A 25,319-nucleotide genomic window follows, 5' to 3' on the forward strand; every position below is an offset into this window, starting at 1 on the left:
TCCGCCGACGGTCGCCGCGCAGAATGGGCGGGTGCGTGAAGCAGTCACATCAGCACGGCGGATCGTGGTCAAGGTCGGCTCGTCGTCGCTGACCACCGCCAGCGGCGGCCTCGACACCGACCGGGTCGACGCCCTCACCGACGTACTCGCCGCCCTGGCGAACGACGGCCGGGAGATCGTGCTGGTCTCCTCCGGTGCGATCGCCGCCGGCCTCGCCCCGCTGGGACTGCCGCGCCGACCGCGTGACCTGGCCACCCAGCAGGCCGCCGCGAGCGTCGGACAGGGTCTGCTGATCGGCCAGTACGCCGCCAGCTTCGCCCGGCACCGGCGCACCGTCGGGCAGGTACTGCTCACCGTCGACGACGTGACCCGCCGGGTGCACTACCGCAACGCGTACCGGACCCTGCGCAAGCTGCTCGACCTGCACGCCGTACCGATCGTGAACGAGAACGACACGGTCGCCACCGACGAGATCCGGTTCGGCGACAACGACCGGCTCGCTGCCCTCGTCGCCGCCCTGGTCCAGGCCGACCTGCTGGTGCTCCTCTCGGATGTCGACGCCCTCTACACCGGCGACCCGGCCCGACCGGAGAGCCGCCGGATCGAGGAGGTGCACAGCACCGACGAGCTGACCGAGGTGGCGATCGGCCGGGCCGGTCGTTCCGGTGTCGGCACCGGCGGCATGGTCACCAAGGTCGAGGCGGCCCGGATCGCCACCGGTTTCGGCATCCCGGTGGTGCTCACCGCCGCTCCGCTGGCCGCGCAGGCGCTCGCCGGCGAACCGGTCGGCACCCTGTTCCACCGGGCGGTACACCGCCCTACCGCCCGGCTGTTCTGGCTGGCCCACGCCACCTCGCCGCGCGGGCGGCTGCACCTGGACCCGGGCGCGGTCCAGGCGGTGGTGGGGCGACGCAAGTCGCTGCTGCCGGCGGGGATCACCGCCGTGGACGGCACCTTCACCGCCGGTGACCCGGTCGACCTGGTCGACACCATGGGCACCCCGGTCGCCCGTGGGCTGGTCAACTACGACGCGGTGGAGCTGCCCGGTCTGCTCGGGCGTTCGACCGTCGACCTCGCCGCCGCCCTGGGTCCCGCGTACGAACGTGAGGTCGTGCACCGCGACGATCTCGTCCTGCTGTGAGTTCTGCTGTTAGGAAGGGCCCCTTCCTCTACCAAAAACGATAGGAAGGGGCCCTTCCTTAACACCTGTGAGGAGTTGGAGATGAGCGTCACCGAGCAGGCGCGCCGGGCCCGTACGGCGGCCGGCGCGCTCGCCACCGCCACCCGTACGGTCAAGGACGCGGGGCTGCACGCGATGGCCGACGCGCTGGTCGCCCGTACGCCGGAGATCCTCAGCGCGAACGAGGCGGACCTGGCGGCGGGCCGCGCGGCCGGCCTCTCTCCGGCGATCCTGGACCGCCTGGCGCTCACCGCCGAGCGGGTCGGCGGGATCGCCGAGGCGCTGCGCCAGATGGCCGCGTTGGCCGACCCGGTCGGCGAGGTGGTCCGGGGCTCGACCCTGCCGAACGGTCTGGAGCTGCGCCAGATCCGGGTGCCGTTCGGGGTGGTCGGCATCATCTACGAGGCCCGGCCCAACGTGACCGTCGACGCCGCCGGCATCTGTCTCAAGTCCGGCAACGCGGCGCTGCTGCGGGGCTCTTCCTCGGCGGCCCACTCGAACGCGGCGCTGGTCGGGGTGCTGCGTGACGCGGTCGCCGGAGTCGGCCTACCGGCCGACGCGATCCAGTTGCTCGACGCTTCCTCGCGGGACTCGGTGAAGGAGCTGATGCGGGCTCGGGGACTGGTCGACGTGCTGATCCCGCGCGGTGGCGCGTCGCTGATCCGGACCGTGGTCGAGGAGTCGACCGTGCCGGTGATCGAGACCGGGGTCGGAAACTGCCATGTCTACGTCGACGCCTCGGCGGACGTGACGAAGGCGATCGACATCGTGCTCAACTCCAAGACCCAACGCCTTTCGACCTGCAACACGGCCGAGTCGCTGCTGGTCCACGCGGCGGTCGCGGACGTGTTCCTGCCGCCCATGCTCGCCGCCTTCGCCGCCGCCGGGGTCACCGTGCACGGCGACGACCGGGTCCGCGCGTACTCGGCCGCCGTCGTCCCGGCGACCGAGGAGGACTACGGCACGGAGTATCTGGCGGCGGAGATCTCCGCCGCCGTCGTCGACTCGCTCGACGTCGCGGTCGCGCACATTCAGCGGTACGGCACCCAGCACACCGAGGCGATCGTGACCGACTCGGCGAGTGCGGCACGGGAGTTCGTCGCCCGGGTCGACTCGGCGGCGGTGATGGTCAACGCGTCGACCCGGTTCACCGACGGTGGCGAGTTCGGTTTCGGGGCGGAGATCGGCATCTCCACCCAGAAGCTGCACGCCCGGGGCCCGATGGGTCTGCCGGAGTTGACCTCGACCAAGTACGTGGTCACCGGCGACGGCCACCTGCGCGGCTGACCGAGCCGGGCCGGCCCTGGCCACGCCAGCCGGGCCGGCTGGTTCACCGGCAGGCGCGGATCACCAGCAGCGCGGTGTGTACGTCGAAGGTGTCGCCGTCCTCGCTGGGCCAGCCACCGTCGCTGCGCTGGGTTTCGGCGAGCCGACGACGGGCGGCGAGCAGCAGCCAGTCGTCCGGGTTGACCCCGGCCCGGACCAGCGCCGAGGCCATCCAGGCCACGTCCGCAGGGGACATCTCGGCCAGCCGGTCGCCGAGCACGCCGTGGATTCGCGCCGACTCGTAGAACATCTCCTGGTGGTAGAGGACGGCGGCGGACATCCAGCCGGCGGCGAGGAACGAGGGCCAGGTGCCGTCGGGGCGGAGCCGGGCGGCGATCGCCTGCGCGGCGGCTCGTACGTGGGTGGCGTACGGGCGGGCGGCTTGCTGGTCGGGCTGGTCGAGCCGGGTGGCGGCGCGGGCGTCCAACTCGGCCACGGTGAGCCAGAATCCGGCGCTGGCGGTGAGGAAGAGTTCCGCCTCGGGGTCACCGGGCCTGGCCCAGTTCGGTGCCTCCCGGGCCAGTGCCTCGTCCTCCTCCCAGGTGCCGTCCGGTCGCTGCCCGGCGGCGAGCCAGTCCAGGGCGCGGCGGGCGGCTGGCCGGTCGAGGGCACCGAGGTCGTCGAGTTCGGCCAACCGGAAGCAGGTCGCGTCGATGGAGGCGACCCCGGTCCCCCAGACCGCCGGCCAACCACCGTCCGGGGCACCGCCCATCTCGGCGTCGGTGAGGATCTCCTCCGGGGGTGCCGCACCGGTACGCAACCAGGAGAGGCGGGCGCGGTCGACCGCGTCGCCGTGTGCGACGACAAAACCGATCGCGCCATCCATGTCGACGGTAGGGGTGCGGTCGGTCTCCGCCATCGGGGAGCCGTCGAGGCCCATCAGCGGAGCGGATCCGTCCGTGTCCGTGAGGGGAGAACCGTTCATGTCCACCACGGGACAGAAGGCTACCGGCGGGCAAACCCCCCTGCCTCGGTAAGTCAGCCGAGGTCAACTAGCCGGTCGGCAGCAGCATCCATCGCCGATGATCGATACGAATCGGGCACCGCGACAGGAAAGGCTCCTTCCGCCCCGGATATCGGGGACAGAAGGAGCCTTCACCTGACGTTAGGTGCGTGGCCACTCACCACCAGTGGCGGCGGGTGTGACGCGACGATCAGTACGCGGGCAGTGCCGGGTCGACCTGCTTGATCCAGGCGAGCACCCCGCCCTGGACGTGTACGGCGTCCCGGAACCCGGCCGCCTTCAGCGCGGCGAGGGCCTCGGCCGACCGCACCCCCGACTTGCAGTGCAGCACGATCTGCCGGTCCTGCGGCAGCTTCGACAGCGCCTCACCGGAGAGGATGTCGCCCTTCGGGATCAGCGTCGACCCGGGAATACGGACGATCTCGTACTCGGCCGGCTCCCGGACGTCGACCAGGAAGTGATCCTTCCCCGTCTCCTGCCACTCCTTCAGCTCGCTGGCGGTGATGGTGGAACCGACCACCGCGTCCTCGGCCTCGGCCGAGACGGCGCCGCAGAAGTCCTCGTAGTCCTCCAGCAGGTCGGTCACGGTCGGGTTCTCCCCGCAGAGCACACAGGACGGGTCCCTCCGGACCTTGATCTTGCGGTACTCCATCTCCAGGGCGTCGTACACGGTCAGGCGTCCGACCAGCGGCTCGCCGATCCCGGTGAGCAGCTTGATCGCCTCGGTCACCTGGATCGAACCGATCGAGGCGCAGAGCACGCCGAGCACACCACCCTCGGCGCACGAGGGGACCATGCCGGGCGGCGGCGGCTCGGGGTAGAGGCAGCGGTAGCAGGGGCCGTGCTCGGCCCAGAAGACCGACGCCTGGCCGTCGAACCGATAGATCGAACCCCAGACGTACGGCTTGCCGAGCAGGACCGCCGCGTCGTTGACCATGTACCGGGTGGCGAAGTTGTCGGTGCCGTCCAGGATCAGGTCGTACTGGCTGAAGAGCTCCCGTACGTTGTCCCGGTCCAGCGCGGTGTTGTGGATCTCCACCTTGACCAGCGGGTTGATCTCACGCACGCTCGCCGCCGCGGACTCCGCCTTCGGGCGGCCGATGTCCGACTGGCCGTGGATGATCTGGCGCTGCAGGTTGGACTCGTCGACGGTGTCGAAGTCGACGATGCCGAGCGTGCCGACGCCGGCCGCGGCCAGGTACATCAGGGCCGGCGACCCCAGGCCACCAGCGCCCACACAGAGCACCCGGGCGTTCTTGAGTCGCTTCTGCCCCTCGACCCCCACGTCAGGGATGATCAAATGGCGGGAATAGCGACGAATCTCGTCAACGGTCAGCTCGGCGGCGGGCTCGACGAGCGGGGGCAACGACACGGTGAACTCCCCGGAATCGATAGTGGTCTGCCGCGCCATTGTCGCTCGCCAACCCGGTGATTGACCATGAGCAGGAACACCTGTCCCAGTGATCGGGTCGGGAATAGTCGCGACTCCCCGGCACCGACTGTCGGGTTCGTCACCGTCAACCGAAGCCGTCACCGTCGGAAGGTCAGACCGGCGGGCCCTCGTACCGCTCCCCCTCCAGGTACGGCCACGGGTTGACCGTGCACCCGTCCAGGAAGAGCGTCTGCTGCTGCATCACCGGAGCCGGCCGACCCTTGCCCGGACACTGCTCGTGCCCGTGTCCCAACTGGTGGCCCGTCTCGTGGTTGATCACGTAGAGCCGATAGTCGGCCAACGGCACCTTCAACTTCACGATGTGGTCGACGGAGAACATCCACCGGTTCAGGTTGATGATCACCTTTCCCGGGGTCCGGCAGGATGTGTACGGCTCACCATCGATGCGAATGTCGGTGCCACCGGCGGCGCACATCCGGGCCGCCGTCGCGGCCGTCGCGAGGTAGACCGTGAAGTCGTGGTTGGCGCCGTCCGGAACCCGTTGCAACCGCAACCGGCCACTGCCGGTCCAACTCCTCGGATCGCTGAGGGTCTCCTCCACCGCCTTCGCGAACGCCTGGACGTCCTGCTCCGAGCCATGCTCGGTGGCGACCCGGTACCGCTGCAACGTGCCCGCGTGACCGATCACCTTGCCAGCGCCGGTGGCGTACGCGAACGTGTTCCGACCGGATGCGGGCACCTGGACCGACTCACGCAACACCGGCGGCTGCGTCGGCTTCGCCGCGCCTGGCTGCACCGTTGGCCCTGTCGGCAGCGGTGCCAGACTCGGTGACGGCGATCGGGTCCCGGCCGCCGTCACCGGAATCTCCGCTGAGGTCAACCGATCGACCAGCGGCGGCGCGACCAGCCCGATCAGCACCCCGGTGGCGGCCACCAGCAACGCGCTGACGACCGCGAGCCGCCCGCGTGGAGGTCGGCGGCGCCGGGCACCCCGGTAACGATCCGAGTCGTTCGCCCTGGTGGCACCTGCTCTGGGCCGGGAACGGGAAGTGGACATCACCGACAGCGTGCCATGTCACGGTCGGTGGCGCAGCCTCCCTGTCCCATCCAGCAACGCCGACCTCTCGTCCGGCAACACGGACGTCTCATCCAGCAACGCCGACACGGCTCGGGCGACCATGCGCGGAACCTCCAACTGCGCCACATGGCCGACCCCGTCGAGCATGAGCAGCCGACTGTCCGGAATCACCCGTGCCACCTGGGGCGCCACCCGGATGTCGACCAGCCGGTCGTGCCTACCGCCGACCACCAACGTCGGTGCGGTGACCAGCCGGGCGATCCGCCAGAGTGACCCGGCCCCGGGCAGGTACGCCCGCACGAAACTGCTCACCAGGCCGCGCAGCGTACGCAGGTAGGCGGCGGCGTAATGGTCGGCGGTGTAACGGACCCGGATCTCCTCGACCGCCTCCCGCCGCCGCTGGTCGTTGATCCGGGACATGTCCGCGACACAGGCCGACAGGACCTGCAACGCCATCTCCTCCGGCTCGATCTGGGTCAACCGGCGGTACGCGAGCCGCTCCGCCAACGGGACCGCCAACAGCGGCAGCATCCGGCCCTGCAGCGACCGGCGCGGATCGAGGAAGGGCATCGCCGGTGAGATCAGGGTGAGGGTACGCACCAGATCGGGTCGGAGTCCGGCCACCCGGACCGAGACCGCGCCGCCGAGCGAGTTGCCGAACAGGTGCACCGGCCCCCGGTCGGCGTACTCCAGGTAACGGATCACCCGATCGGCGAAGGCGGGCACGGTGTAGCTGCGACCCGGTTCGCTGAAGCCGAACCCGGGCAGGTCGATCGCCTCACCATGAAGCCGGTCGGCGAGCAGACCGGCCAGGTCGGTCCAGTTCTGCCCCGAGCCGCCGAGCCCGTGCACGTACAGCGCGGGTTCGGCGTCCGCCCCGGTGGCGGGGGTCTCCCGGATGTAGGTCACCAGGCCGTCGAGCAGCACCGGCCGACCCGGCCAGGGCGGTGGGCAACCGCCCTGGCGGAACAGTTCATCCGCCCCGAGCGACGCGCGCTTCATAGTCCAAGTGTGACGCTCATCCCGACTACCCGGCGACTTTCCATCGATCAGACAAGCAGCGCCTCAAGCCGTCGGTTGACCGCCGCCAGGGTGGCCCGGACAACCGCCTGGCGCGGGTCACCGGCGACCAGGGCCGAGCCGGCGAGCTGCTCCACCCAGCCGTCGCAGACCAGCAGCACCACCACGGTCGCCACCTCGCAGCTACCGAACGGGACCACCGCCGCGTGTTCGACGAAACACCGGCCCATCTCGGTCACCCGGGCCGACGAGTCCAACAGTTCGTCGATCGCGACCGCGGCGGCGACCGCGCAGAGCCGCAGCACGTACCCGTCGACGGCCGGTCCGGTGGAGAGCCCGTTGGCCCGTTGGGTACCGGCGGCAAGCCGTACCTCGACCGTCGCCTCCAGGCCGAAGGTGCTGACCTGGACGTGGTCCAGGATCACCCGGGGGCCGGGCGGGCCGCCCGGATTGAGCGGCCGGGACGGTGCCGTCTCGGTCGTCGTCGGTTGACCGCCGGAGTACGAGGCACCGGCCGTGACCGGGCTTCCGGTCGCCATCCCGGAGCTGTTGGCGACAGCGACATTGCCGCCGGCACCGGGGCCGGCACTCCGGTCGTCGACAACGGCCCGGCCCTGGTGGACGGGGCGACGTCGGCGGGCCGTCTCGTCCGGCGCCTCGTCGGCCGCTCGACGGCCCTCGGCCTGACCCGAGCCGGACGGTCCGGACACCGGCACCCCGGAGACCGGCATCCCCGACACCGGCACGCCGGAGACTGGGTCACCGGGCACGCCACCAGGAACCGGGGTGCCGGGCAGCATCTCCCCGGGAACCGGGGTTCCGGGGAGCTTCGGCGCCGCGGCCAGGCCCATCCGGTCCTGGAGCAGCCGCGCCACCTGACGACTCACCTCGGCCGGGTCGGCCCCGTCGGCCAGATCCAACCGGAGGCTGTGCGCACCGGCCGGGGTCGTACGCAGCGACGCGTCGCGTACGCCGGGCACACCCCGGACAGCGGCAAGGATGGCCTTGACGTCGAAGCCCTCGGGACGGTCCCGGAGTTGGCTCGGTGCGTCGTCCCGGCGCAGGTGGGTCGCGATCCGGGCGAGTTCCGGTGTCTCGGCCGACGGCTCACCGGCAACCGGTTCCAGCATGGTGGGGACGTCCGGCTCGGCCGGAACCCGCTGCGGCAGCGCCTCCGGCCCCGGGTCGACGGGGCGGATCGGCGTACCGGGGTCGACCGGTCCCGGGGCCGATGCCACGGGGTGCCTCGGGTACGGCGACGCCCATGGCCGTTCGGGGCCGTCCGCGTGGCCCGGCGCTCCGCTGACCGGGACGGGCTCCCCGGGCTCGCCGGGGACGGGGTAGCCGGTCGGCTCGGTCCCACTGCCCGGGCCGTAGCCCGGGTGGGTGCCGGCGCCGCTCGGCGGGCCATAGTCCGGCTGGGGCTCCGTCCCTGACCCCGGGCCGTAACCCGGGTTCGGTTCGTAGCCCGGGTTCGGGCCGTAACCGGGGTTCGGTTCGTAGCCCGGGGCCGGGCCGTAACCGGGGTTCGGTCCGTAACCGGGGTTCGATTCGTAGCCTGGAGCCGGGCCGTAACCCGGGTTCGATTCGTAGCCGGACCCCGGGCCCGGCTCTGCCGGCCAGTCGGCGGGGTCGTCCCGGCGGGCCCTGCGGGCCTCGGGCTCCGGGGACGCGGACGCCCACGGCGGTGCCCAGTTCGCCGCCCACCCGGGCCGCGTCTGCTCGGCCCCGGGCTCGGGTTCGTTCGCCGCGCGGGGCCACTCGGACCGGCTGTCGGCGACGGCCGGTGGTTCCGCATCGGAACGGGACCAGTTCGGGGCGCCGGGGCCGCTGTTGCCGGCGTTCACCTCGGCGTCGGCGTCATTGCGCACCCAGGACGCGGCGGCGGACTGCAGGCCGTTGCCAGAGCGGGCCCAGGCCGGACGGGCCTGCTCGGCGCCCTCCGTACCGCTGTCGGACCGGGCCCAGGCCGGACGGGCCGGTTCGCCACCGGTCGGCGCGCTGTCGGCCCGGCCCCAGGACGACCGGGTGGAGGCACCGGCCTCGGGTCCGACCCCCGACCGGGAGGACCACTCGGGTCCGCCGGCGTCGGCCGGACCATTGGCCCGGGTCCAGACACTTTCCGCGCCGGAACTCGACCGGGCCCAGGCCGGACGCGCGGGCGGGGCGTCGTGGGCGGACCGGTTCGCCCGGTCGCCGTGCTCCGCCCGCTCTCCCCCGAAGTGATCGCGGTCGGCCGAGGATTTCCGGTCCGACTCGTTCGGCTCGCTGGGAGCGCGGATGCTCCGCTTCGGTGGCACCAGGTCGTAGTTCGGTACGGCACGCAGATTGCGGACAGGTTCCGCCGGGTTCGGTACGCCACCGGCGGCGCTCTGCTGTCCGGCGGGCGGCGCGGAGGCTGGCGCGTTCGCCTCCCGCCACCTCGACTCCCGCTCGGTGTCGCCCGCCGCGTCGGCGCTCGACTCCGGACCGGTCGCCTGGCCGGCCGAGGTCGGCCCGGCACCGCTGGTGGGGGCGTCGCCGAAGGCGTACCGAGCCGCTTCGGCGGCTTCCGCAGATTCCGCCGTGGCGGGCGCCGCCGGTCGCTCGGAACGGCCGAGGGGCCGTTCCGGTCCCTGGGCCGAGCGGTCGGAGGCGCCGGCCGAGCGGTCGGCGTCGAGTTGCTCGGGCGCGGACGGGGGACGCGGCGCCGGTACGGCGATCCGCTCCGCTCCGAAGTCGTCGGGCTCGTCCTGGTACGGGTAGGGCGGCGCACTGGCCGGCGCCCGGTACGGCGGCGCCGACGGGTCCGGGTAGTGCCGCTCGCCGTACGAGGCGCCGTTGGTCGGCTGCCCCGACTCGCGGGGTCCACCGCCGCCGGCCGGCGGGTCGACGTACCGCCCCTCGGGGTCACCTGCCCACGACGGCGGGGCCGGCGGCTGGCGCCACTGCGGCCGTGACTCAGAGCCGCCATCGACCGGCTTGGCCGCGTGGGGCCAGCCGGAATCGGCCGCCGCCCAACCATTGGCCGGCCGGGCCAGGTCACCGTGCGGACCTGCCCCGTTGCCGTTCTCGCCGGGTGCGGCGGCCCCGGGTTGCCCTGTTTCGTCCACCGTGCGCTCCTTGGTCGCCCACGCTGAGGCTACCGTGTGGCGACAGTGGCGATAAGTTACAGCGGTGGGCTAATTCAGCGGTACGACGTGACACGTCGATCCGTTCTGATTGAGATCTATGGTTGTGCGACGCGAGACCCGGAGGTACCCATGACCGCTGCTGCGGAGAACGGTGCGCAGACAGCAGGCCGACCTACCCGTCTGCCCCGCTCGGCCCGGCGCAAGCAACTGCTGGCCGCCGCCCAGGAGGTGTTCGTCGCGCAGGGTTACCACTCGGCGGCGATGGACGACATCGCCGAGCGGGCCGGTGTCTCCAAGCCGGTGCTCTATCAGCACTTCCCGGGCAAGCTGGAGCTCTATCTGGCCCTCCTGGACACGCACGCCGACGCGATCGTCGCCAGCGTCCGGGACGCGATGGCGTCCACCACCGACAACAAGGAGCGGGTCAGCGCGGCCGTACGGGCGTACTTCGACTTCGTCGACCACAAGAGTGAGGCGTTCCGGCTGGTCTTCGAGTCGGACCTGCGTAACGAGCCGGCGGTCCGGGAGCGGGTCGAACGGGTCGAGCAGGGTTGTATCGCGGCGATCACCGACACGATCATCTCCACCACCGGTGTCCACCGGGCGCGGGCCGAACTGCTCGCCTCGGGTCTGGTTGGCGCGGCGGAGACGGCGGCGCAGTTCTGGTTGGCCGCCGGCCGTCAGGTGCCGAAGTCCGAGGCGGAGGCGCTGCTCGCCGCCCTCACCTGGCGCGGCATCGCCAGCTTCCCTCTTCAGGGGGAGTCGGCCCCACCGCTAGGCGAGTCGGCCTGACAGATACCTCCGCTCATCGGATAGCCTTCGCAACGGCGAAGTTTCGCCCCGGATGAGGAGGTCCCGTGGAGGTCAAGATCGGCGTGCAGTACGCGCCGCGCGAGTTGGTGCTGGAGAGCGCGCAGACGCCGGCCGAGATCGAGCAGATCGTGACCGACGCCATCGCCAACGACGGCACCCTGTCCCTGACCGACGAGAAGGGCCGCCGGATCATCGTTCCGGTGACCAAGGTCGCCTACGTGGAGATCGCCGAGGCGTCCCCCCGGGCCGTCGGTTTCGTCGCCCGCTGAGCTGATGTAGTCCGGTGGCCGGCCTTCCGCCGGTCACCGGCGGATCCGGCACGGCCAACGTTCAGTTGTTCAGTCCGACCGCCGCCATCCGCGCGGTGTGCGCGGCGGTCAGCCGCCGCAGGAGCCCGGATACGCCCACGTCATCGCCGGTTCGCGCGGTGATCAGCGCGGTCAGTCCGACCCGCTCGCCGGCGAGCCGCCCGGCCTGTGACAGACCCTCACCCACCAGCCGCCGGGCCCACATGGAGAGCCGGTTGGCGACCTTCGGGTCGGCGGCTATCGCGGCCCGAATCTCGGCGCCGGCGAACTCGTCGTACCGCGAGTCGTGCAGCACCTCCAGCACCAGTCGCCGGTCCGGTTCGCGCAGCGCCGCCGCGATCTCGCGGAGGAAGTCGTCGGCGATGGCGTCCCCGACGTACGCCTTGGTCACCGCTTCCAGCCAGTCCCTGGGTTCGGTCGAGTCGTGGTACCCCTGTAGTGCGGCGGCGTACGCGGCCATGGCGTCGCCGGGTGCCACGCCGAGTTCGGTGAGGCGGTCGGCGATCCGGCGGTAGCTTGCCATCTCCAGTGCCGCCATCTCGCTCAACATCGCGCGACGGCGCAGGTCCGGGGCGAGCCGGGCGTCGGCGGCCATCCGGTCGAAGGCGGCCAGTTCGCCGTACGCCACCAGTCCGAGCAGGTCCGCCACCGGCGCGACGGTCAGGCCGGTGACAGAACCGGACACCGGACAGGAGACGGGCACGACGGGGACGGGCGGCACGGTTTCCGACGAGCCAGACACGATCGCAGGTTACCGCTCCAACCGGTACCCGGTGACGACGGGAGCTACGGACCGTCAACGAACGGGTGATCGACACCACATCCCTTCACCCCGGTCAACCCCGGTTCAGACGGAGTAGGGGCGACATTTGCCCGGCTCAGGTAACATGGAGCAGTTGCCGTAGGTCTCGAGAGCCTCGAATTCCTTCCTACGGCGCGCGTGCGGCCCGGTTCTGCCCGGCACTCTGCCGAGAACCGTGTGGCCCGCGCCAAACCGAAACAGCGCCCTAGGGACCAACGGGGCGCACCACGAGAGGGCACCCCCACAACCACATGAGCGATCAAATCGAAGAAGAAATGGCTGGCCAAGCATTGGCCGCCGACGCACCGGTGCGCCCCGAGGCCCCGACCTTCGCGGACCTGGGCGCACGTCAGGAGACCGTGGAGGCGCTTGCCGCTGTCGGTATCGTCCGCGCCTTCGCGATCCAGGAGTACGCACTGCCGATCGCGCTGCGCGGCACCGACCTGATCGGACAGGCGCCGACCGGCACCGGCAAGACCCTCGGATTCGGCGTACCGCTGTTGGAGCGGGTCACCGCGCCGGGCGAGGGCAGTGACGGAATCCCGCAGGCACTGGTTGTCGTACCGACCCGGGAACTGGGTCTACAGGTGGCGAAGGACATCGCCGCCGCCGGCAAGACGCGTGGCGTACGGGTGCTACCGATCTACGGTGGCGTCGCGTACGAGCCGCAGGTGGACGCGCTGCGCAAGGGCGTGGAGATCCTGGTCGGTACGCCCGGCCGGCTGATGGATCTGGCGAAGCAGAAGCACCTGCGCCTGGACGGCGTACGCGCACTGGTCCTCGACGAGGCCGACCGGATGCTCGACCTGGGCTTCCTCGACGACGTCGAGAAGATCCTGGCGATGCTGCCGGAGAAGCGGCAGACGATGCTCTTCTCGGCCACCATGCCCGATCCGATCGTCACGCTGGCCCGGCGCTTCCTGCGCCAACCGGTGACGATCCACGCCGGCCACACCGCCGAGACCGGACCGTCGCCGCTGACCCGGCAGTTGGTCTACCGCACGCACTCGATGAACAAGGTCGAGATCGTCGCCCGGATTCTCCAGGCCGACGGGCGTGGCCTGACGATGATCTTCACCCGGACCAAGCGGGCCGCCGACCGGGTCGCCGAGGATCTCGACTTCCGCGGGTTCGCCGTGGCCGCCGTACACGGCGACCTCGGGCAGGGTGCCCGGGAACGGGCGCTCCGCGCGTTCCGTACCGGAAAGATCGACATCCTGGTCGCCACCGACGTGGCGGCGCGCGGGCTCGACGTGACCGGCGTGACCCACGTGATCAACTACGACTGCCCGGAAGATCAGGACACGTACACGCACCGGATCGGTCGTACCGGCCGCGCCGGCGCCACCGGCGTCGCGGTCACCTTCGTCGACTGGGACGACATGCCCCGGTGGCGGATCATCGACAAGACCCTCGGGCTGGAAATGCCGGAGCCGCCGGAGACGTACCACACCTCCGCGCACCTCTACACCGACCTGGACATCCCGACGGACATCTCGGGCACGTTGCCGAGCGCCGAACGGACCCGCGCGGGCCTCTCCGCCGAGGTCGAGGAAGATCTCGGCGGCCGGTCCCGGAGCACCCGGCGCCCCGAGAGCCGCGACAGCCGCGACAGCGGTGCCCGGGGCGGTCGTAGCCGTGGACGACGCGACGGCGGGAGCCGACCGGCCGCCGCCGACAACGACGCGGTGGTGGAGACGACCGACGAGGTCGTCCGGACCAGTACCCGGCAGCGGCGTCGGCGTCGCGCCGGTGAGGTCGTCGCCGGTGACGCCACCGCCGCCACGGTCTCGGTGACCACCACCGAGGGCACTGCCCCGGCGGCCGAGGCCGGCGGCGACAGCACCGAGGGCACCGGCCGGACCCGTACCCGGCGGCGCCGCCGTGGTGGGCGTGGTACCCGCGGCGCGGGCTCCGACGCCGGTACGACCGACACCGGCCCGACCGGCGCGGACAGCGCCACCGCCTGACCCGGCACCGACGCTCCACCGACCCGGCTCCCGACACTCCGTCCCGGCTCCTGCCGGGTGGACCACCGGGGGCCGGGATCAGATACGCGCCGCCCGCCGCGACCGGGTGACCCTGTTGGAAGAGGCCAGGTAGCCGTGCCGGAACAACTCGAACTCGCCCTCGCCGAGGTGCGTGCGCTCCTGCTCGCCCCGGGGCTGACCCGGGCGGTGGCGGCCGGCCGTCGCCGGGGAGCGGCGCCGACCCTCGTACGCGCAGAGCTGCGACCGGTGACGTTGAAGGCCGGCGCCCGGTTGCAGATCGCGACGTTCGACGGCTCCCGCCCGTACACCCGCAACGTCGCTCCCGGCCCCGAGTCGGACGCGGCGGTGGACGCCCTGCTGGCCGAGCCGTTCGGCAACTGGCACGTCGAGACGGCGACCACCACGGTGCAGGTACGGGTGACCAAGAAGGGCGACGCCCAGGTGCACCGGGCCGCCGCCGACCGTGCCCCGGCCCCGGCACCGGGACACGACCGGGCCAAGGACTACCTACTCGACCCCGGTGACCCACTCTTCGCCTCGGTCGGTGGCAGCGCGGCGAAGCGACGCCAGGTGGACGCGTTCCTGCGGGCGCTGGCCGCCACCCTGCCGGCCGAGCTGACCGGACCGTTGCGGGTGGTGGACCTCGGCTGCGGCAACGCGTACCTGACCTTCGCCGCCTACCGGTACCTCACCGGACGGGGTGTGGACGTCGAGCTGGTCGGCGTCGACGTACGGGAGGACCAGCGGCGGCGGAACACCGAACTGGCCGAGGAACTGGGCTGCGCAGACCGGGTACGGTTCGTCGCCGGCACCATCCTGGACACGGTCGTCGAACCGGCACCGGATCTGGTGCTGGCGCTGCACGCCTGCGACACGGCGACCGACGAGGCGCTGGCCCGGGCGGTGCGTTGGAACGCCCGCTGGGTGCTCGCCGCGCCGTGCTGCCATCACGACCTGGCCCGGCAGTTGCGCAGCCAGCCGGCACCAGAGCCGTACGACCTGCTGACCCGTGAGGGCATCCTGCGGGAGCGGTTCGCCGACGTACTCACCGACGCGCTCCGGGCGGGGCTGCTGCGGCTGCGGGGTTACCGGGTCGAGGTGGTCGAGTTCGTCGACAGCCAGCACACCCCGCGCAACCTGTTGCTGCGGGCTCGTCGCACCGGCACCGAGCCGACCGCCCAGCAGCGGGCCGAATACCAGGGCCTGGTGGAACAGTGGCAGGTCACCCCGCATCTGCGCACCCTGCTGGACGAACCACATCGGTCGGTTTCGCCGGTCTGACGGCTCCCGGCGACGCGGTCAGTGGCGACGGTCGCCGTTACTCTCGCCCGGCGTACGCCCGGACAGGGACGCGGCGTCGAAAGCGGTGCTGGGGAACGGTACGACGTTGCCGTTGCTCTCGGGCTCCGCGTTGCCTACGGCGGCAAACGCGTTCCAGGAGATGTCGACGAGCAGCCGTTTGAGTTCGGCGTGCCGGTCGGCCGCACTGCGTTGCAGGGCCATCCGGACGCCGAGCAGCACCGCGACCAGGGTGGTGATGGTCGTCCCGGTGGCGGCAAGGATGTGCGGACCGCTCACCTCGGGCCTGGTGAAGACGAGGACCAGCAGCCAGGCCCAGAAACCGGCCGCGAAGACGATGGCCTTGACCACGAAGAACAGGCTGATCGCCCCGGGTCGGTGCGGAAGCGGTGGGGCCGGAGTAGCCACGTTGATCCTCTTCACTCGCCTCGGTACGGAAGCGCCACGGACGATGGACGTCGCCCGGTTGGCCCTGACCAAGCGGGTCGGGGTGCGACCGGGTCGGGTGCGACCGGCCGACCACGCGAGGGTCGAGCATAGTGGATTCGACTGATCACCGGCAGTGGTGACCACCAGGTCGGGGCGATCTCCCGTTGCCCCCCGCCCATCGGGAGATCGCAGGCGGGGATCCGTGATCGCGCCGCCGACCGAACCAACCTCCCGCCCGTTCCGGAATCCCGGCGGAGAGGGTGGCAACCAGCGGAAACGGCAGGACCGGCAGGATCGGCGGCGGTCCGACCGGCGGGATCTGCCATCCGGTCCCGGCCACGAGACTAGTCGATACCGCCTGGGTGGCGGAGCAGTCTTTTGCCACTACGCTCAGGGGGCAAAGGTGGTGCTCCAGCAGGAGAGGGCTGTCCACTGACAATGGGTGCCGCATCGGACTCACCCCAGGCGGCATTCGCCCGCTTCGTACGTCGAGCCATCGACGACGCCAAGGACGAACGGGGTTGGAGCGTCACCGACCTGGCCGCCCATACCGGCGTCGGCAGGTCGACGGTCTTCCGTTGGCTGGCCGGGGACTGGCACGACTATCCGGAGCTGGCGAAGGTACGGGGCTTCTGCGCCGCGCTGGACGTACCGGTGACGGCGGCCTTCCGGGCGCTCGGCCTCCCGGACGGTGAGCCGGTGCCGGCGAGGCGCCCCGGTCGGCCCCCCTCCGGCGGCACCCGGAAGCGGGCCGACGACCAGGTCGACGCCGACCTGCGGGTGATCCTGACCCGGCTCGCCGACCCGACGGTGCCGGCGGACGAGAAGCAGCTCATCTGCGACCTGCTGCGTTACCTGGCCCAGCGCCCGGTGCGCAGGGCCGGCTGACGTCGGTCTCGCGCGCCGGTCAGGACACGGTCAGGGTGAACTCGGCGGTCCGGATCACCCCGGCGAGTTGGAAGTCGAAGAAGAGCCGGTAGCTGCCGGGGCTCGGTACGGCGAGCCAGAACTTGACCGCGCCGCCGACGAGTTGCTCCTCCGGGTGCACGTGGACGTACCCCAGGTCGCCGCCGCGCAGTGCGACCAGGTGCCCGTACGCGCCCAGGTAACGTTCGAGGTCGGTGACCGGGCTGCCGTTGGCGAAGACTCGGAACATCAGCGGGGCGGAGGCGCCCACCTGCGGCGTGCCCTCGTACGTGACGGTGAACTCGCCGACCGTCGCCTCCCGGGCCGCCGGTGGCAGCGCACGGGGCGCGTAGTCGCCGTTGACCACCAGGTCGACGCCGAGCGTCACCGCGGTCTGTTTCCCGGTGGCGTCCGCCGCGGTGAAGTCGGCGTACGCCCGCCAGATTCCGGGGGTGGCCAGGGTCAGCGGCACGCTCCAGGTCCCGTCCGGGGCCATGGTCGGGTGCAGGTGCTGGTAACCGGAGAGGTCGCGGCGGGCCACGATCATGTGCAGCGGCTTGTCGTGGACGACCGTGAAGTTGGTGACCGGTTTCCGGTCGGCGCCGAGCACCTGGAACTGGAACGGCTGACTCTGGCCGGCCCGGAACGAGCTGGTCGCCGGCACCAGGGTGAACCCGGCGGCGCTGAGCGAGAGTCCGCCCAGTTCGGTGCCGACCGGTGTGGTGCCGGTCGTGGTCGCGCCGGGGCCGTGCTCGTGCGGCGCGGTGCCGGGCGCGTGGGTGTGGTCGCTGCTGACGCCGGGCGCGCTGGCCGAGCCGCCGCTGTCGGTGTTCAGCCGGCCGAGTCCGAAGCCACCGATCAGGGCGAGGATCAGTCCTCCGACGATGAGGGCCATCCTGCCCCCGCCGGGCGCCGGTACGGGTGGCGCGTCCGCCTCCGCCAGTCTCGCGGACGACTCAGTCGTCTCCCCGGACAGCTCGGACGACCCGGTCTCCTCCGGCGGCGACGTCACGGGCATCTGCTGGTCTCCTATGAGCGTACGAGTCGGGCGATGGCGTCGGACGCCTCTTTCACCTTCGCGGCCGGGTCGCCGCCGTCCCGGGCGGCGTCCATCACACAGTGCGCGATGTGCCCTTCGAGCAGGCCGACGGCGACCGCCTGGAGTGCCTTGGTAGCGGCCGAGATCTGGGTGAGGACGTCGATGCAGTACGTGTCCTCCTCCACCATCCGGTGCAGACCGCGTACCTGACCCTCGATCCGGCGAAGCCGACCGAGAAGCGCCTGCTTGTCCGATGCGTACCAATATGGACCATGTGGAGCGGCATCACCGGAGTGCGCGCCGGAGCCGGCAGCATCGGCACCGTCGCCGGAGACGGTGCCGGGAGAAGGGTCGGCCGGCGACTGGTGGGTCATGACGAGCAGGATACCCCCCGGTCGTATCCATGCCCATCTCGGTCGATGCCGTCGCCAACGTCGATGGTCGATCGTTGGACAGGTCGTGCCGACAACCGTCGTACCGCGCCGCACCGCGGCGTTCGCTGCCGGGGTGTCCGTCATGCTGGCGCTCGCCTCGGCGCCCGAACCCGCCGGTGCCGAGCCACCCGGCAAAACCGCCGAGCAGCAGCTCGCCGCCGCTGCCGAGCAGCTCGAAATCGTCATCGAGCAGTACAACGACCTGCACGAGCAACTGGGCGAGACCCAGACCCGAGCGACCGCACTGGACCGCGAACTGGTCACGTTGACCGAGGCGCTCGCCGTCCACCGGGCAGAGGCGGCCCAGCTCGCCGCCCAGGCGTACCGGGGCCACGGCGGGCAACCACTCGCCGCCGTCTCCGCGCTGCTCACCGCGACCACCGACGACCTGCTCAACTCCCTGCTGATGCTGAACCGACTCAGCCGGGACCAGCGCCGGGTCATCGCACGGCTGGCCGACGCCCACGACCAGCTCACCGCCGCCCGGAGCGCGGCACGGACCCTGGACACGCAGCAGCGCGCACAGGAGCGCCAACTCACCGCCCGCAAGCAGCACATCGAGCAGGAAATCCGCCAACTGGGCCGGCTGCGCGACGCTGCCGGCGAACGGGAGCCCACGGCGCCGCGTACCGCACCCCGCCCGCCCGACCTGGGCGACGGCGCCGCCGCGACGGCGGTCCGGTTCGCGTACGCGCAACTGGGCAAGCGCTACCAGTGGGGTGGCGAGGGCCCGGACGGGTACGACTGCTCCGGGCTGACCTCCGCCGCCTGGCGTACGGCCGGGGTGAAGCTGCCACACAACGCCGCCCGACAGTGGCGGGCGGTGAAACGGATCAGCCGCGCCGAACGGCAACCCGGTGACCTGGTCTTCTACTACGCCGACATCCACCACGTCGGGATCTACGTCGGCGACGGATACATCATCCACGCACCGAGGGCGGGCAAGCCGGTCCAGCTCGACCGGGTCGAGTTCCAGCCGATCCACGGCTTCGGTCGCCCCGGCTGACCCTGACCCTCCACAGGTGACGGTCACCTCGACGGCGACCGTCGACTCAACCGGCGACCGCGAGCGCCAGCGGGAGCACGGCCGGCGCACCGGCATGCCGCAGCAGGCGGGACACCATGGTCATGGTCCAGCCCGAGTCGACCACGTCGTCCACCAGCAGGACCGGACCGGCCAGCCCGGCGAGCGCGTCGGCCAGCGGGGCCGGTACGACAAAGGCGTCGTGCAGCGTCCGTACGCGTTGGGCGCTGTTGCCCCTCGGCCCACCGCCGGGCGCAGCGGCGTGCGCGGTCACCTCGCCGAGCAGCGGCAGCCGGCCGACGGTGGCGATCCGTTCGGCGAGGCTGCGCACGAGTCGTGGGCGGGTCCGGGAGCCGATCGCGACCACCGCGACCGGGCGGGCCGGCCACGGGTCCGCGCCGCGTGACCAGTCCCGGAGCAGTTCGACCATGGCCTCGGCCACGTCGTCGGGGATCGCCGCGTCGCCGGCCTCCGGTGCCACCAGCGCCCGCAGCCGACCACCCCAGCCGAGGTCGGAGAGGCGGCCGAGGGCCCGGCCGGGCAGCGCCTGCTCGCTCGGGCTGATCTTGCCGCGCAGCGGTACGCCGACCGCCTCCAACCCGGTCGGCCAGAGCTTCTTCGGTGCGAGGTCGACACCGGTACGGCCGAGCCACGCCTGCGCGGCGGCGAGGGCGGGGGCGGAGACGGCGGTGTCGTACTGGGTGCCGGCACAGTTGTCACACCGTCCACAGGGGACGGCCTCGGGGTCGTCCAGGCAGCGGCGGAGGAACTCCATCCGGCAGTCACCGGTGGCGGCGTACTCGCGCATCGCCTCCTGCTCGGCGGTCCGCGCCTGGGCCACCCGGCGCAGCCTGGCCTCGTCGTAGTGCCACGGCTCGCCGGTGGCGAGCCAACCGCCGCGCACCCGACGGACCGCGCCGTCCACGTCGAGGACCTTGAGCATCAGTTCAAGCCGGGTACGCCGCAGGTCGACGATCGGCTCCAGCGCGGGTGTGGAGAGTGGACGGTCCGGGAGCAGTGCCCGCAGGACCGAGCGGACCTGCTCCTCCGGCGGAAAGGCGAGCGAGGCGAAATAGCGCCAGATCGCCTGGTCCTCGACCCCGGGCAGGAGCAGCACCTCGGCGTGCTCGACGGCGCGACCGGCCCGGCCGACCTGCTGGTAGTAGGCGATCGGTGACGACGGCGCGCCGAGGTGGGCCACGAAGCCGAGATCCGGCTTGTCGAAGCCCATGCCGAGCGCCGACGTCGCCACCAACGCCTTGATCTTGTTGTCGAGCAGGTCCTGCTCGGCGGCGCGGCGCTCCGCGTCGTCGGACTGGCCGGTGTAGGCGGCGACGGCGTAGCCCCGGGAGCGGAGGAACTCGGCCGTCTCGCCCGCCGCCGCGACAGTCAGGGTGTAAATGATCCCCGAGCCGGGAAGCTGGTCGAGGTGGTCGGCGAGCCAGCCGAGCCGGTGCGCGGCGCTGGGCAGGTCGAGTACGGCGAGCCGCAGCGAGGCCCGGTCCAGCGGGCCGCGCAGCACCAGCGCGTCTCCGACGTCCCCCTGGGCGTTGCCGGTGTTGAGCTGCTCGGCGACGTCGTCGGTGACCCGCTGGTTGGCGGTGGCGGTGGTGGCGAGCACCGGGGTCCGCTCGGGCAGGCCGGCGAGGAACGTACGCAGCCGCCGGTAGTCGGGGCGGAAGTCGTGCCCCCAGTCGGAGACGCAGTGCGCCTCGTCGACCACGAGCAGCCCGGTGGTAGCCGCGAGCCGGGGCAGGACGCTGTCCCGGAAGTCGGGGTTGTTCAGTCGTTCCGGGCTGATCAGGAGGACGTCGACCGTACCGGCCTGGATCTCGGCGGCGATCTCATCCCATTCGTCCAGGTTCGCGGAGTTGATCGTACGAGCCTGGATGCCCGCGCGAGCCGCCGCCTCCACCTGGTTGCGCATCAACGCCAACAGCGGCGACACGATCACGGTCGGCCCCGCCCCGCCGCCCTCCCCCGGGCCACCCTCCCCCGTGCTTCCGGCGCGGAGCAGCGCGGTGGCGACGAAGTAGACCGCGGACTTGCCCCACCCCGTGCGCTGCACACAGAGCACCCGGCGATGGTCGACCACCAGCGCCTCGATTGCCCGCCACTGGTCCTCGCGCAGCCGGGCGCGCTCACCGGCGAGCCGGCGCAGCACCGCCTCGGCCCGTTCCCGTACCGCCATCCGATCGTCCGTCACCCGGCATTTCTACCAGCGCCGACGGACGTTTCCGGATCGACGGGCTGGGGCCCCGGGGGTGCGGGTGGAGGGGTCAGTGGCCTGGGGTCGGCGGGGGGAGGAAGAGCAGGAGATCACGCAGGGAGTCAAGCACGGTGGGAGGTAGTGCGGATCGGGCAGCAAAATCCTCGAACGAGACAAATCCGCCGCGCAGGGACCGCTCCATCGCGATCTGCCGGCCCTGTTCCGGTGCGATCCCCGGCAGACTCCAGAGCACATGGTCGACAACCGCGTTGACGTCGATCAGACCGCCGTCGTCGACGGTACGGAGCAGATCGGGCCGGCCGATACGCAATCCCACCCGCGCGGCCGGATAGTGCTGGAGCAACTGTCGAGCCTGCTCCCGCCGGGCCCGTTGGGCCACCGCGAGGTCACTCGTCGGCTCCCTCGCCGACCGGTCCATCCAGAGGTTGATCAGCAGTGCGTGGACCGCCCCCACGAGCCAGATCGTCCACAGCGCCGTAACCGCGACGACGTCGAATACGGTGAGGTCCACCTCCTCCTCTTCCAACTGCACCACCCAGGTGAGGAACAAAGCCGTCAATGCGGCGTAGATCAGCACCGTCGCGGCCAGTAGACGACCCCGACGCTGGGAGTAGTGGTAGAGCATGACGAGCCAGGTGAACAGGCCGCAGGTGACCAGCACGGTCACCATTCCGACGCCGCCTTCCAACCAGGGGCTCCACGTCCGGCGGCCGGTCTCGGCCGCGAGCGTCCCCTGGCCCGGCAGCATCGGCATCGGCACCGGCATCGGCACCGCCGCGAAGGCGGGCGGGCCGGCCACCGCGAAGGCAGGCGGGTAGACCGGACCCGGCGGCGTAGCCAGGACGGTGGGCACAGGCGCGGATGCCGGCACGGGCTCGGTGACGGGCTCGGTGACGGGCGCCGCCGCAGGTACGACAGCCCGCGCGGCAAACGGTACGGCCGCAGCCGCCGGTGCGATCAGCACCGGTGGCACGAATCGTTCCTGCTCACCCGCCGCCCCGAGGGTCGGATCGGACCGCAGGATCCGCCGGTGCAGTTCCTGGAGGTTCTCGCCGGGCTCGACGCCGTACTCCTCGCGGAGCAGTGCCCGTACCTCACGGAACGCCGCCAGGGCCTCGGCCTGCCTCCCGGAGCGGTAGAGCGCCAACATGAGCAGCCCGTGCAGTTGCTCCCGTACCGGAAATCGGCCGACCGCCTGGATCAGGTCGGTGACCATCTCCTTGTGCCGGCCGAGGCCCAGCTCGACCTCGGCCCAGGACTCCAACGCCGCCGCCCGACCCTCGACCAGGCGCGTACGCGCCGCGTCGAAGAAGGTCCCGTTGAGCCCGACGAGCGGCTCGCCCTGCCAGAGCGCCAGGGCCCGGCGCAGTTCGTCGGCGGCCTCATCCGACCGCTCCTCGGTACGCGCGACCGCCGCCCGCCGGACCAGACGCTCGAAGAGCTCCACGTCGAGGTTCTCGGCGGAGACCCGCAACTGGTAACCGGCGTCGGTGAGGGTCAGTAGCTGTCCCGGGCTGCGTGGTGACCGCTCCGGCTCCAGCACCCGGCGCAGCCCCGCGACGTACTTCTGCACGACGTTCGGACCGTTCATCGGCGGCTCGTCCTGCCAGACCGCGTCGACGATCTGGGTGGGCGAGACCGGACGTCCGGCATAGAGCAGCAGCATGGCGAGCACCGCTCGCTGCTTGCCCGGCCCAAGGTCGAGTTCCCGGTCACCATGCCACGCCCGCAGTGGCCCCAGCAGCTCGAAGCGCAGGCCCGCGCCCATCTACACCCCGCTCCTGACCTCGGATTCCGCCGGCCGCAGTGCGCGTCAGCCGGACGGCAGCATAACGACAGCGGTACGGCAGTACGCGCTGACATTCTCATGATCGAAACGCACATCCCCGCCCGGCGCAGTCATGCGGGCAGAGAGAAGAGATAGACATGCGGCGACGTACCACCACGATCAATACCTTCCGGCGAGCGACCGTCACCGCTGCCGCACTCGCCACCATCGCCGGCACGTTGGCCGGCTGCGGGCAGGACACGCCCGGCTCGTCGGAGTGGGCAGCGCCCGCAGCGACCTCGGCCGCACCTAATCCTAAGGAGACACTGCTCGCGGCGGTGCCCGACGAGACCCGGCCCAGCTTCAGCTACACCATCAAGGACTGGGAAACGACGATCACCGGCGAGGTGGCGCCGGAGTCCAAGGGCGTACACCTGCGGTTGTCGTACAAGGAGCCCGAGTTGGGGTTCACCATGCACATGGCGTACCTGACCGTCGACCAGCAGACCTGGACAAAAATTACCTTCACCGAGACCAAGGGCCTGACCGGCCTACCGAAGCTGCCGACCAAGTGGATGAAACTGGATCCGGCGAAGCTGACCGGTGACGACAGCCTGCCGACCACGTACGAGAGCGCCGACGTGGCCGGGTTGAAGCCGGTCGTGGCGAACACGACCGTCACGCAGGGCGCCTCCGGGAAGTACAGCGGGACCGTCGACCTGAGCGGTCCGGCGGCCACCGACGTACTGAGCGAGGAGACCATCGCCGGGATCGGTGAGGCGGCGAAGGCCCTGCCGTTCGAGGCGACCGTCGACGCGGAGAGCCGGCTCACCTCGTTTGTCGTCCACGTGCCCACCGTGGGCAAGACAAAGGCGTACGACTACAGCGTCACCATCGGCGACTACGGCAAGGCGCCGGCGGTGACAGCCCCGACTGAGACCGTCTCCGCGCCGGCGGCGGCGTACGAGATCCTCAACGGCTGATCCCGTAGGTCGGTGCGGAGGGGACGGACACACGGGGGTCCGTCCCCTCCGCACCGGCTACCTCGACGAACGGGCCGGGAAGAGGCGCCGGATCGGGGCGATCCGGCTACCGAGGCTGGCCAGGCCGCCGGGGAAGAAGTAGACCGCGAGAATGAAGACGGTGCCGAGGACGAAGAGCGGCTGGGAGAGCGGCCCGCTCAGCACACCGGGGAGCGAGTCCACCGCGGCCGAGGAGCCGAAATCGGTGAGCCGGTGGTCGAGGTACATGTAGAGGATGCCGCCCAGGACCGGTCCCCATCGCGTACCAGGTCCGCCGAGCACCACCATGACCAGCAGCGACAGGGTCAACTCGGAGGAGGTGATATGCGGCGACGCGCCACCGACGAGCAGGCAGTAGATCACCCCACCGGCGGTGGCGAGGCTGCCGGAGAGGGTGAACGCGACCAGCTTGAACCGGTACGGGTCCAGCCCGAGCACCCCGATCCGCCGCTCGTCGTCGCGAAGCCCGGCGAGCACCCGCCCGGTCGGCGAGGCGGCGACCCGGGCGACCACGAAGACGACCAGGGCCAGGTACGCCAGCGCCAACCAGTAGAGGTTGACCGTGTTCGCCACCCCGACCAGACTCTCCGGCAACCCGGAGACGTCCAGCGGAAGCCCTTCCTCGCCACCGGTCAGGCCCTGGAAGTCCAGCGCCACCAGGGTCGCGCCGACCTGGGCGAAGGCGAGCGTCACCATGGCGAAGGCGATCCCAGCCGTACGCAGCGCCACCGCGCCGAGCAGGGCGGCCAGGATGGCGCCGCCGACGAGGGTCAGCAGCGCCGCCTGCCAGAGCGGCAGCCCGCCCTTGGTCACCAGGATGTCGGTGCCGTACACCCCGGCGGCGAAATAGAGCGCGTGTCCGAAGGAGAGCATGCCGGTACGCCCGAAGAGCAGGTCGTAGCCGGCGGCGAGTCCGCCGAAGACGAGACAGATGGCGAGCAGTTGCAGGGTGCCGGGCGAGTTGAGCGGCCCGTCGAAGATCCCGGGCAGCGACACCGTCGAGTACGGCAAGATGGCGAAGACCAGAAGCGCCACCAGCGGCAACCAGGGCCGGACCATGGCGTACCAACTCCGCCGCTCTGGCTGTCCCGGCGCGGCGGCGGGCGCGGTCTCGACCGGCGAGGTTTGCAGCTCGGTCATGCCGCCTCCTCGCTTCGTTCGTCGCCGACATGCCTTGTGA

The 25,319-nt window shown here is 71.5% G+C and carries 20 protein-coding genes and 1 pseudogene; 9 read left to right on the top strand and 12 right to left on the bottom strand.

The window, feature by feature from the left end; all coding sequences use genetic code 11:
- The first annotated feature begins 31 nt into the window (after positions 1 to 31).
- Together proB and ACIBF5_RS06255 are read left to right on the top strand one after the other, a co-directional pair.
- Positions 32 to 1,141 (top strand): glutamate 5-kinase, encoded by a 1,110-nt coding sequence (gene proB / locus ACIBF5_RS06250; protein WP_396808622.1) that lies wholly within the window; start codon positions 32 to 34, stop codon positions 1,139 to 1,141.
- A gap of 81 nt (positions 1,142 to 1,222) precedes the next feature.
- Positions 1,223 to 2,467 (top strand): glutamate-5-semialdehyde dehydrogenase, encoded by a 1,245-nt coding sequence (locus ACIBF5_RS06255; RefSeq protein WP_396808624.1) that lies wholly within the window; start codon positions 1,223 to 1,225, stop codon positions 2,465 to 2,467.
- A 43-nt stretch (positions 2,468 to 2,510) separates the two neighbouring features.
- Here ACIBF5_RS06255 and ACIBF5_RS06260 read toward each other — a convergent pair whose 3' ends face one another.
- The 5 genes from ACIBF5_RS06260 to ACIBF5_RS06280 form a co-directional block, all read right to left on the bottom strand.
- Complete coding sequence (locus ACIBF5_RS06260) at positions 2,511 to 3,386, bottom strand: squalene--hopene cyclase (protein WP_396808854.1); 876 nt, start codon at positions 3,384 to 3,386, stop codon at positions 2,511 to 2,513.
- A 274-nt stretch (positions 3,387 to 3,660) separates the two neighbouring features.
- Complete coding sequence (gene moeZ, locus ACIBF5_RS06265) at positions 3,661 to 4,881, bottom strand: adenylyltransferase/sulfurtransferase MoeZ (protein WP_396808626.1); 1,221 nt, start codon at positions 4,879 to 4,881, stop codon at positions 3,661 to 3,663.
- 133 nt (positions 4,882 to 5,014) lie between these two features.
- Entirely contained in the window at positions 5,015 to 5,920 is a 906-nt protein-coding gene (locus tag ACIBF5_RS06270; protein ID WP_396808628.1) for a DUF3152 domain-containing protein, read from the bottom strand.
- Positions 5,921 to 5,938: 18 nt separating this feature from the next.
- Positions 5,939 to 6,943 (bottom strand): alpha/beta fold hydrolase, encoded by a 1,005-nt coding sequence (locus tag ACIBF5_RS06275; RefSeq protein ID WP_396808630.1) that lies wholly within the window; start codon positions 6,941 to 6,943, stop codon positions 5,939 to 5,941.
- A gap of 47 nt (positions 6,944 to 6,990) precedes the next feature.
- Entirely contained in the window at positions 6,991 to 10,053 is a 3,063-nt protein-coding gene (locus ACIBF5_RS06280) for a hypothetical protein (RefSeq protein WP_396808632.1), read from the bottom strand.
- Positions 10,054 to 10,203: 150 nt separating this feature from the next.
- Here ACIBF5_RS06280 and ACIBF5_RS06285 point away from each other — a divergent pair, with 150 nt between their 5' ends.
- Together ACIBF5_RS06285 and ACIBF5_RS06290 are read left to right on the top strand one after the other, a co-directional pair.
- Positions 10,204 to 10,866: a TetR/AcrR family transcriptional regulator gene (locus ACIBF5_RS06285; RefSeq protein WP_396808634.1), complete on the top strand. Its 663-nt coding sequence runs from the start codon at positions 10,204 to 10,206 to the stop codon at positions 10,864 to 10,866.
- A gap of 65 nt (positions 10,867 to 10,931) precedes the next feature.
- Positions 10,932 to 11,156: a DUF3107 domain-containing protein gene (locus ACIBF5_RS06290; RefSeq protein WP_121158362.1), complete on the top strand. Its 225-nt coding sequence runs from the start codon at positions 10,932 to 10,934 to the stop codon at positions 11,154 to 11,156.
- A 61-nt stretch (positions 11,157 to 11,217) separates the two neighbouring features.
- Here the strand turns inward: ACIBF5_RS06290 and ACIBF5_RS06295 are convergent, their stop codons facing one another.
- Positions 11,218 to 11,937 carry a ferritin-like fold-containing protein gene (locus ACIBF5_RS06295; RefSeq protein ID WP_396808636.1) on the bottom strand — a complete coding sequence of 240 codons (720 nt, stop codon included), beginning with the start codon at positions 11,935 to 11,937 and terminating at the stop codon, positions 11,218 to 11,220.
- Positions 11,938 to 12,248: 311 nt separating this feature from the next.
- On the opposite strand from ACIBF5_RS06295, the gene ACIBF5_RS06300 reads away from it, so the two are divergent.
- Together ACIBF5_RS06300 and ACIBF5_RS06305 are read left to right on the top strand one after the other, a co-directional pair.
- Entirely contained in the window at positions 12,249 to 13,967 is a 1,719-nt protein-coding gene (locus ACIBF5_RS06300) for a DEAD/DEAH box helicase (RefSeq protein WP_396808638.1), read from the top strand.
- Between the two features lie 135 nt (positions 13,968 to 14,102).
- Positions 14,103 to 15,269 carry a class I SAM-dependent methyltransferase gene (locus ACIBF5_RS06305; protein ID WP_396808640.1) on the top strand — a complete coding sequence of 389 codons (1,167 nt, stop codon included), beginning with the start codon at positions 14,103 to 14,105 and terminating at the stop codon, positions 15,267 to 15,269.
- An 18-nt stretch (positions 15,270 to 15,287) separates the two neighbouring features.
- On the opposite strand, the gene ACIBF5_RS06310 is transcribed toward ACIBF5_RS06305, so the two are convergent.
- Entirely contained in the window at positions 15,288 to 15,695 is a 408-nt protein-coding gene (locus ACIBF5_RS06310; RefSeq protein WP_396808642.1) for a hypothetical protein, read from the bottom strand.
- A gap of 459 nt (positions 15,696 to 16,154) precedes the next feature.
- Between ACIBF5_RS06310 and ACIBF5_RS06315 the strand changes: the two genes are divergently transcribed.
- Entirely contained in the window at positions 16,155 to 16,604 is a 450-nt protein-coding gene (locus ACIBF5_RS06315) for a multiprotein-bridging factor 1 family protein (RefSeq protein ID WP_396808644.1), read from the top strand.
- A 19-nt stretch (positions 16,605 to 16,623) separates the two neighbouring features.
- Here the strand turns inward: ACIBF5_RS06315 and ACIBF5_RS06320 are convergent, their stop codons facing one another.
- Together ACIBF5_RS06320 and ACIBF5_RS06325 are read right to left on the bottom strand one after the other, a co-directional pair.
- Positions 16,624 to 17,640, bottom strand: coding sequence for a hypothetical protein (locus tag ACIBF5_RS06320; RefSeq protein WP_396808646.1), 1,017 nt, complete (start codon positions 17,638 to 17,640; stop codon positions 16,624 to 16,626).
- A gap of 11 nt (positions 17,641 to 17,651) precedes the next feature.
- A pseudogene (locus ACIBF5_RS06325) lies at positions 17,652 to 17,903 on the bottom strand (metal-sensitive transcriptional regulator); the annotation flags it as partial.
- Between the two features lie 217 nt (positions 17,904 to 18,120).
- Here ACIBF5_RS06325 and ACIBF5_RS06330 point away from each other — a divergent pair.
- Positions 18,121 to 19,101 carry an NlpC/P60 family protein gene (locus tag ACIBF5_RS06330; RefSeq protein WP_396808647.1) on the top strand — a complete coding sequence of 327 codons (981 nt, stop codon included), beginning with the start codon at positions 18,121 to 18,123 and terminating at the stop codon, positions 19,099 to 19,101.
- A gap of 46 nt (positions 19,102 to 19,147) precedes the next feature.
- Here ACIBF5_RS06330 and ACIBF5_RS06335 read toward each other — a convergent pair whose 3' ends face one another.
- Positions 19,148 to 21,325, bottom strand: a complete 2,178-nt coding sequence (locus ACIBF5_RS06335) for a DEAD/DEAH box helicase (protein WP_396808649.1) — start codon at positions 21,323 to 21,325, stop codon at positions 19,148 to 19,150.
- Between the two features lie 73 nt (positions 21,326 to 21,398).
- The gene (locus ACIBF5_RS06340) at positions 21,399 to 23,117 is read right to left on the bottom strand and encodes a BTAD domain-containing putative transcriptional regulator (RefSeq protein ID WP_396808651.1); all 1,719 of its coding nucleotides are present in this window, start codon (positions 23,115 to 23,117) and stop codon (positions 21,399 to 21,401) included.
- A 158-nt stretch (positions 23,118 to 23,275) separates the two neighbouring features.
- On the opposite strand from ACIBF5_RS06340, the gene ACIBF5_RS06345 reads away from it, so the two are divergent.
- Positions 23,276 to 24,100 (top strand): hypothetical protein, encoded by an 825-nt coding sequence (locus ACIBF5_RS06345; protein ID WP_396808652.1) that lies wholly within the window; start codon positions 23,276 to 23,278, stop codon positions 24,098 to 24,100.
- 57 nt (positions 24,101 to 24,157) lie between these two features.
- Here ACIBF5_RS06345 and ACIBF5_RS06350 read toward each other — a convergent pair whose 3' ends face one another.
- Positions 24,158 to 25,279 (bottom strand): branched-chain amino acid ABC transporter permease, encoded by a 1,122-nt coding sequence (locus tag ACIBF5_RS06350; RefSeq protein WP_396808654.1) that lies wholly within the window; start codon positions 25,277 to 25,279, stop codon positions 24,158 to 24,160.
- Positions 25,280 to 25,319 lie beyond the last annotated feature (40 nt).

The sequence above is a fragment of the Micromonospora sp. NPDC050417 genome (assembly GCF_044458865.1).
Lineage (GTDB): Bacteria > Actinomycetota > Actinomycetes > Mycobacteriales > Micromonosporaceae > Micromonospora_G.

What these genes read in the sequence shown, in the direction of transcription:
- ACIBF5_RS06270 (WP_396808628.1), bottom strand. Translation starts at nt 5,920, where the DNA reads ATGTCCACTTCCCGTTCCCGGCCCAGAGCAGGTGCCACCAGGGCGAAC.
- ACIBF5_RS06260 (WP_396808854.1), bottom strand. Translation starts at nt 3,386, where the DNA reads ATGGGCCTCGACGGCTCCCCGATGGCGGAGACCGACCGCACCCCTACC.
- moeZ (WP_396808626.1), bottom strand. Translation starts at nt 4,881, where the DNA reads ATGGCGCGGCAGACCACTATCGATTCCGGGGAGTTCACCGTGTCGTTG.
- ACIBF5_RS06340 (WP_396808651.1), bottom strand. Translation starts at nt 23,117, where the DNA reads ATGGGCGCGGGCCTGCGCTTCGAGCTGCTGGGGCCACTGCGGGCGTGG.
- ACIBF5_RS06315 (WP_396808644.1), top strand. Translation starts at nt 16,155, where the DNA reads ATGGGTGCCGCATCGGACTCACCCCAGGCGGCATTCGCCCGCTTCGTA.
- ACIBF5_RS06350 (WP_396808654.1), bottom strand. Translation starts at nt 25,279, where the DNA reads ATGACCGAGCTGCAAACCTCGCCGGTCGAGACCGCGCCCGCCGCCGCG.
- ACIBF5_RS06320 (WP_396808646.1), bottom strand. Translation starts at nt 17,640, where the DNA reads ATGCCCGTGACGTCGCCGCCGGAGGAGACCGGGTCGTCCGAGCTGTCC.
- ACIBF5_RS06275 (WP_396808630.1), bottom strand. Translation starts at nt 6,943, where the DNA reads ATGAAGCGCGCGTCGCTCGGGGCGGATGAACTGTTCCGCCAGGGCGGT.
- ACIBF5_RS06285 (WP_396808634.1), top strand. Translation starts at nt 10,204, where the DNA reads ATGACCGCTGCTGCGGAGAACGGTGCGCAGACAGCAGGCCGACCTACC.
- ACIBF5_RS06345 (WP_396808652.1), top strand. Translation starts at nt 23,276, where the DNA reads ATGCGGCGACGTACCACCACGATCAATACCTTCCGGCGAGCGACCGTC.
- ACIBF5_RS06255 (WP_396808624.1), top strand. Translation starts at nt 1,223, where the DNA reads ATGAGCGTCACCGAGCAGGCGCGCCGGGCCCGTACGGCGGCCGGCGCG.
- ACIBF5_RS06300 (WP_396808638.1), top strand. Translation starts at nt 12,249, where the DNA reads ATGAGCGATCAAATCGAAGAAGAAATGGCTGGCCAAGCATTGGCCGCC.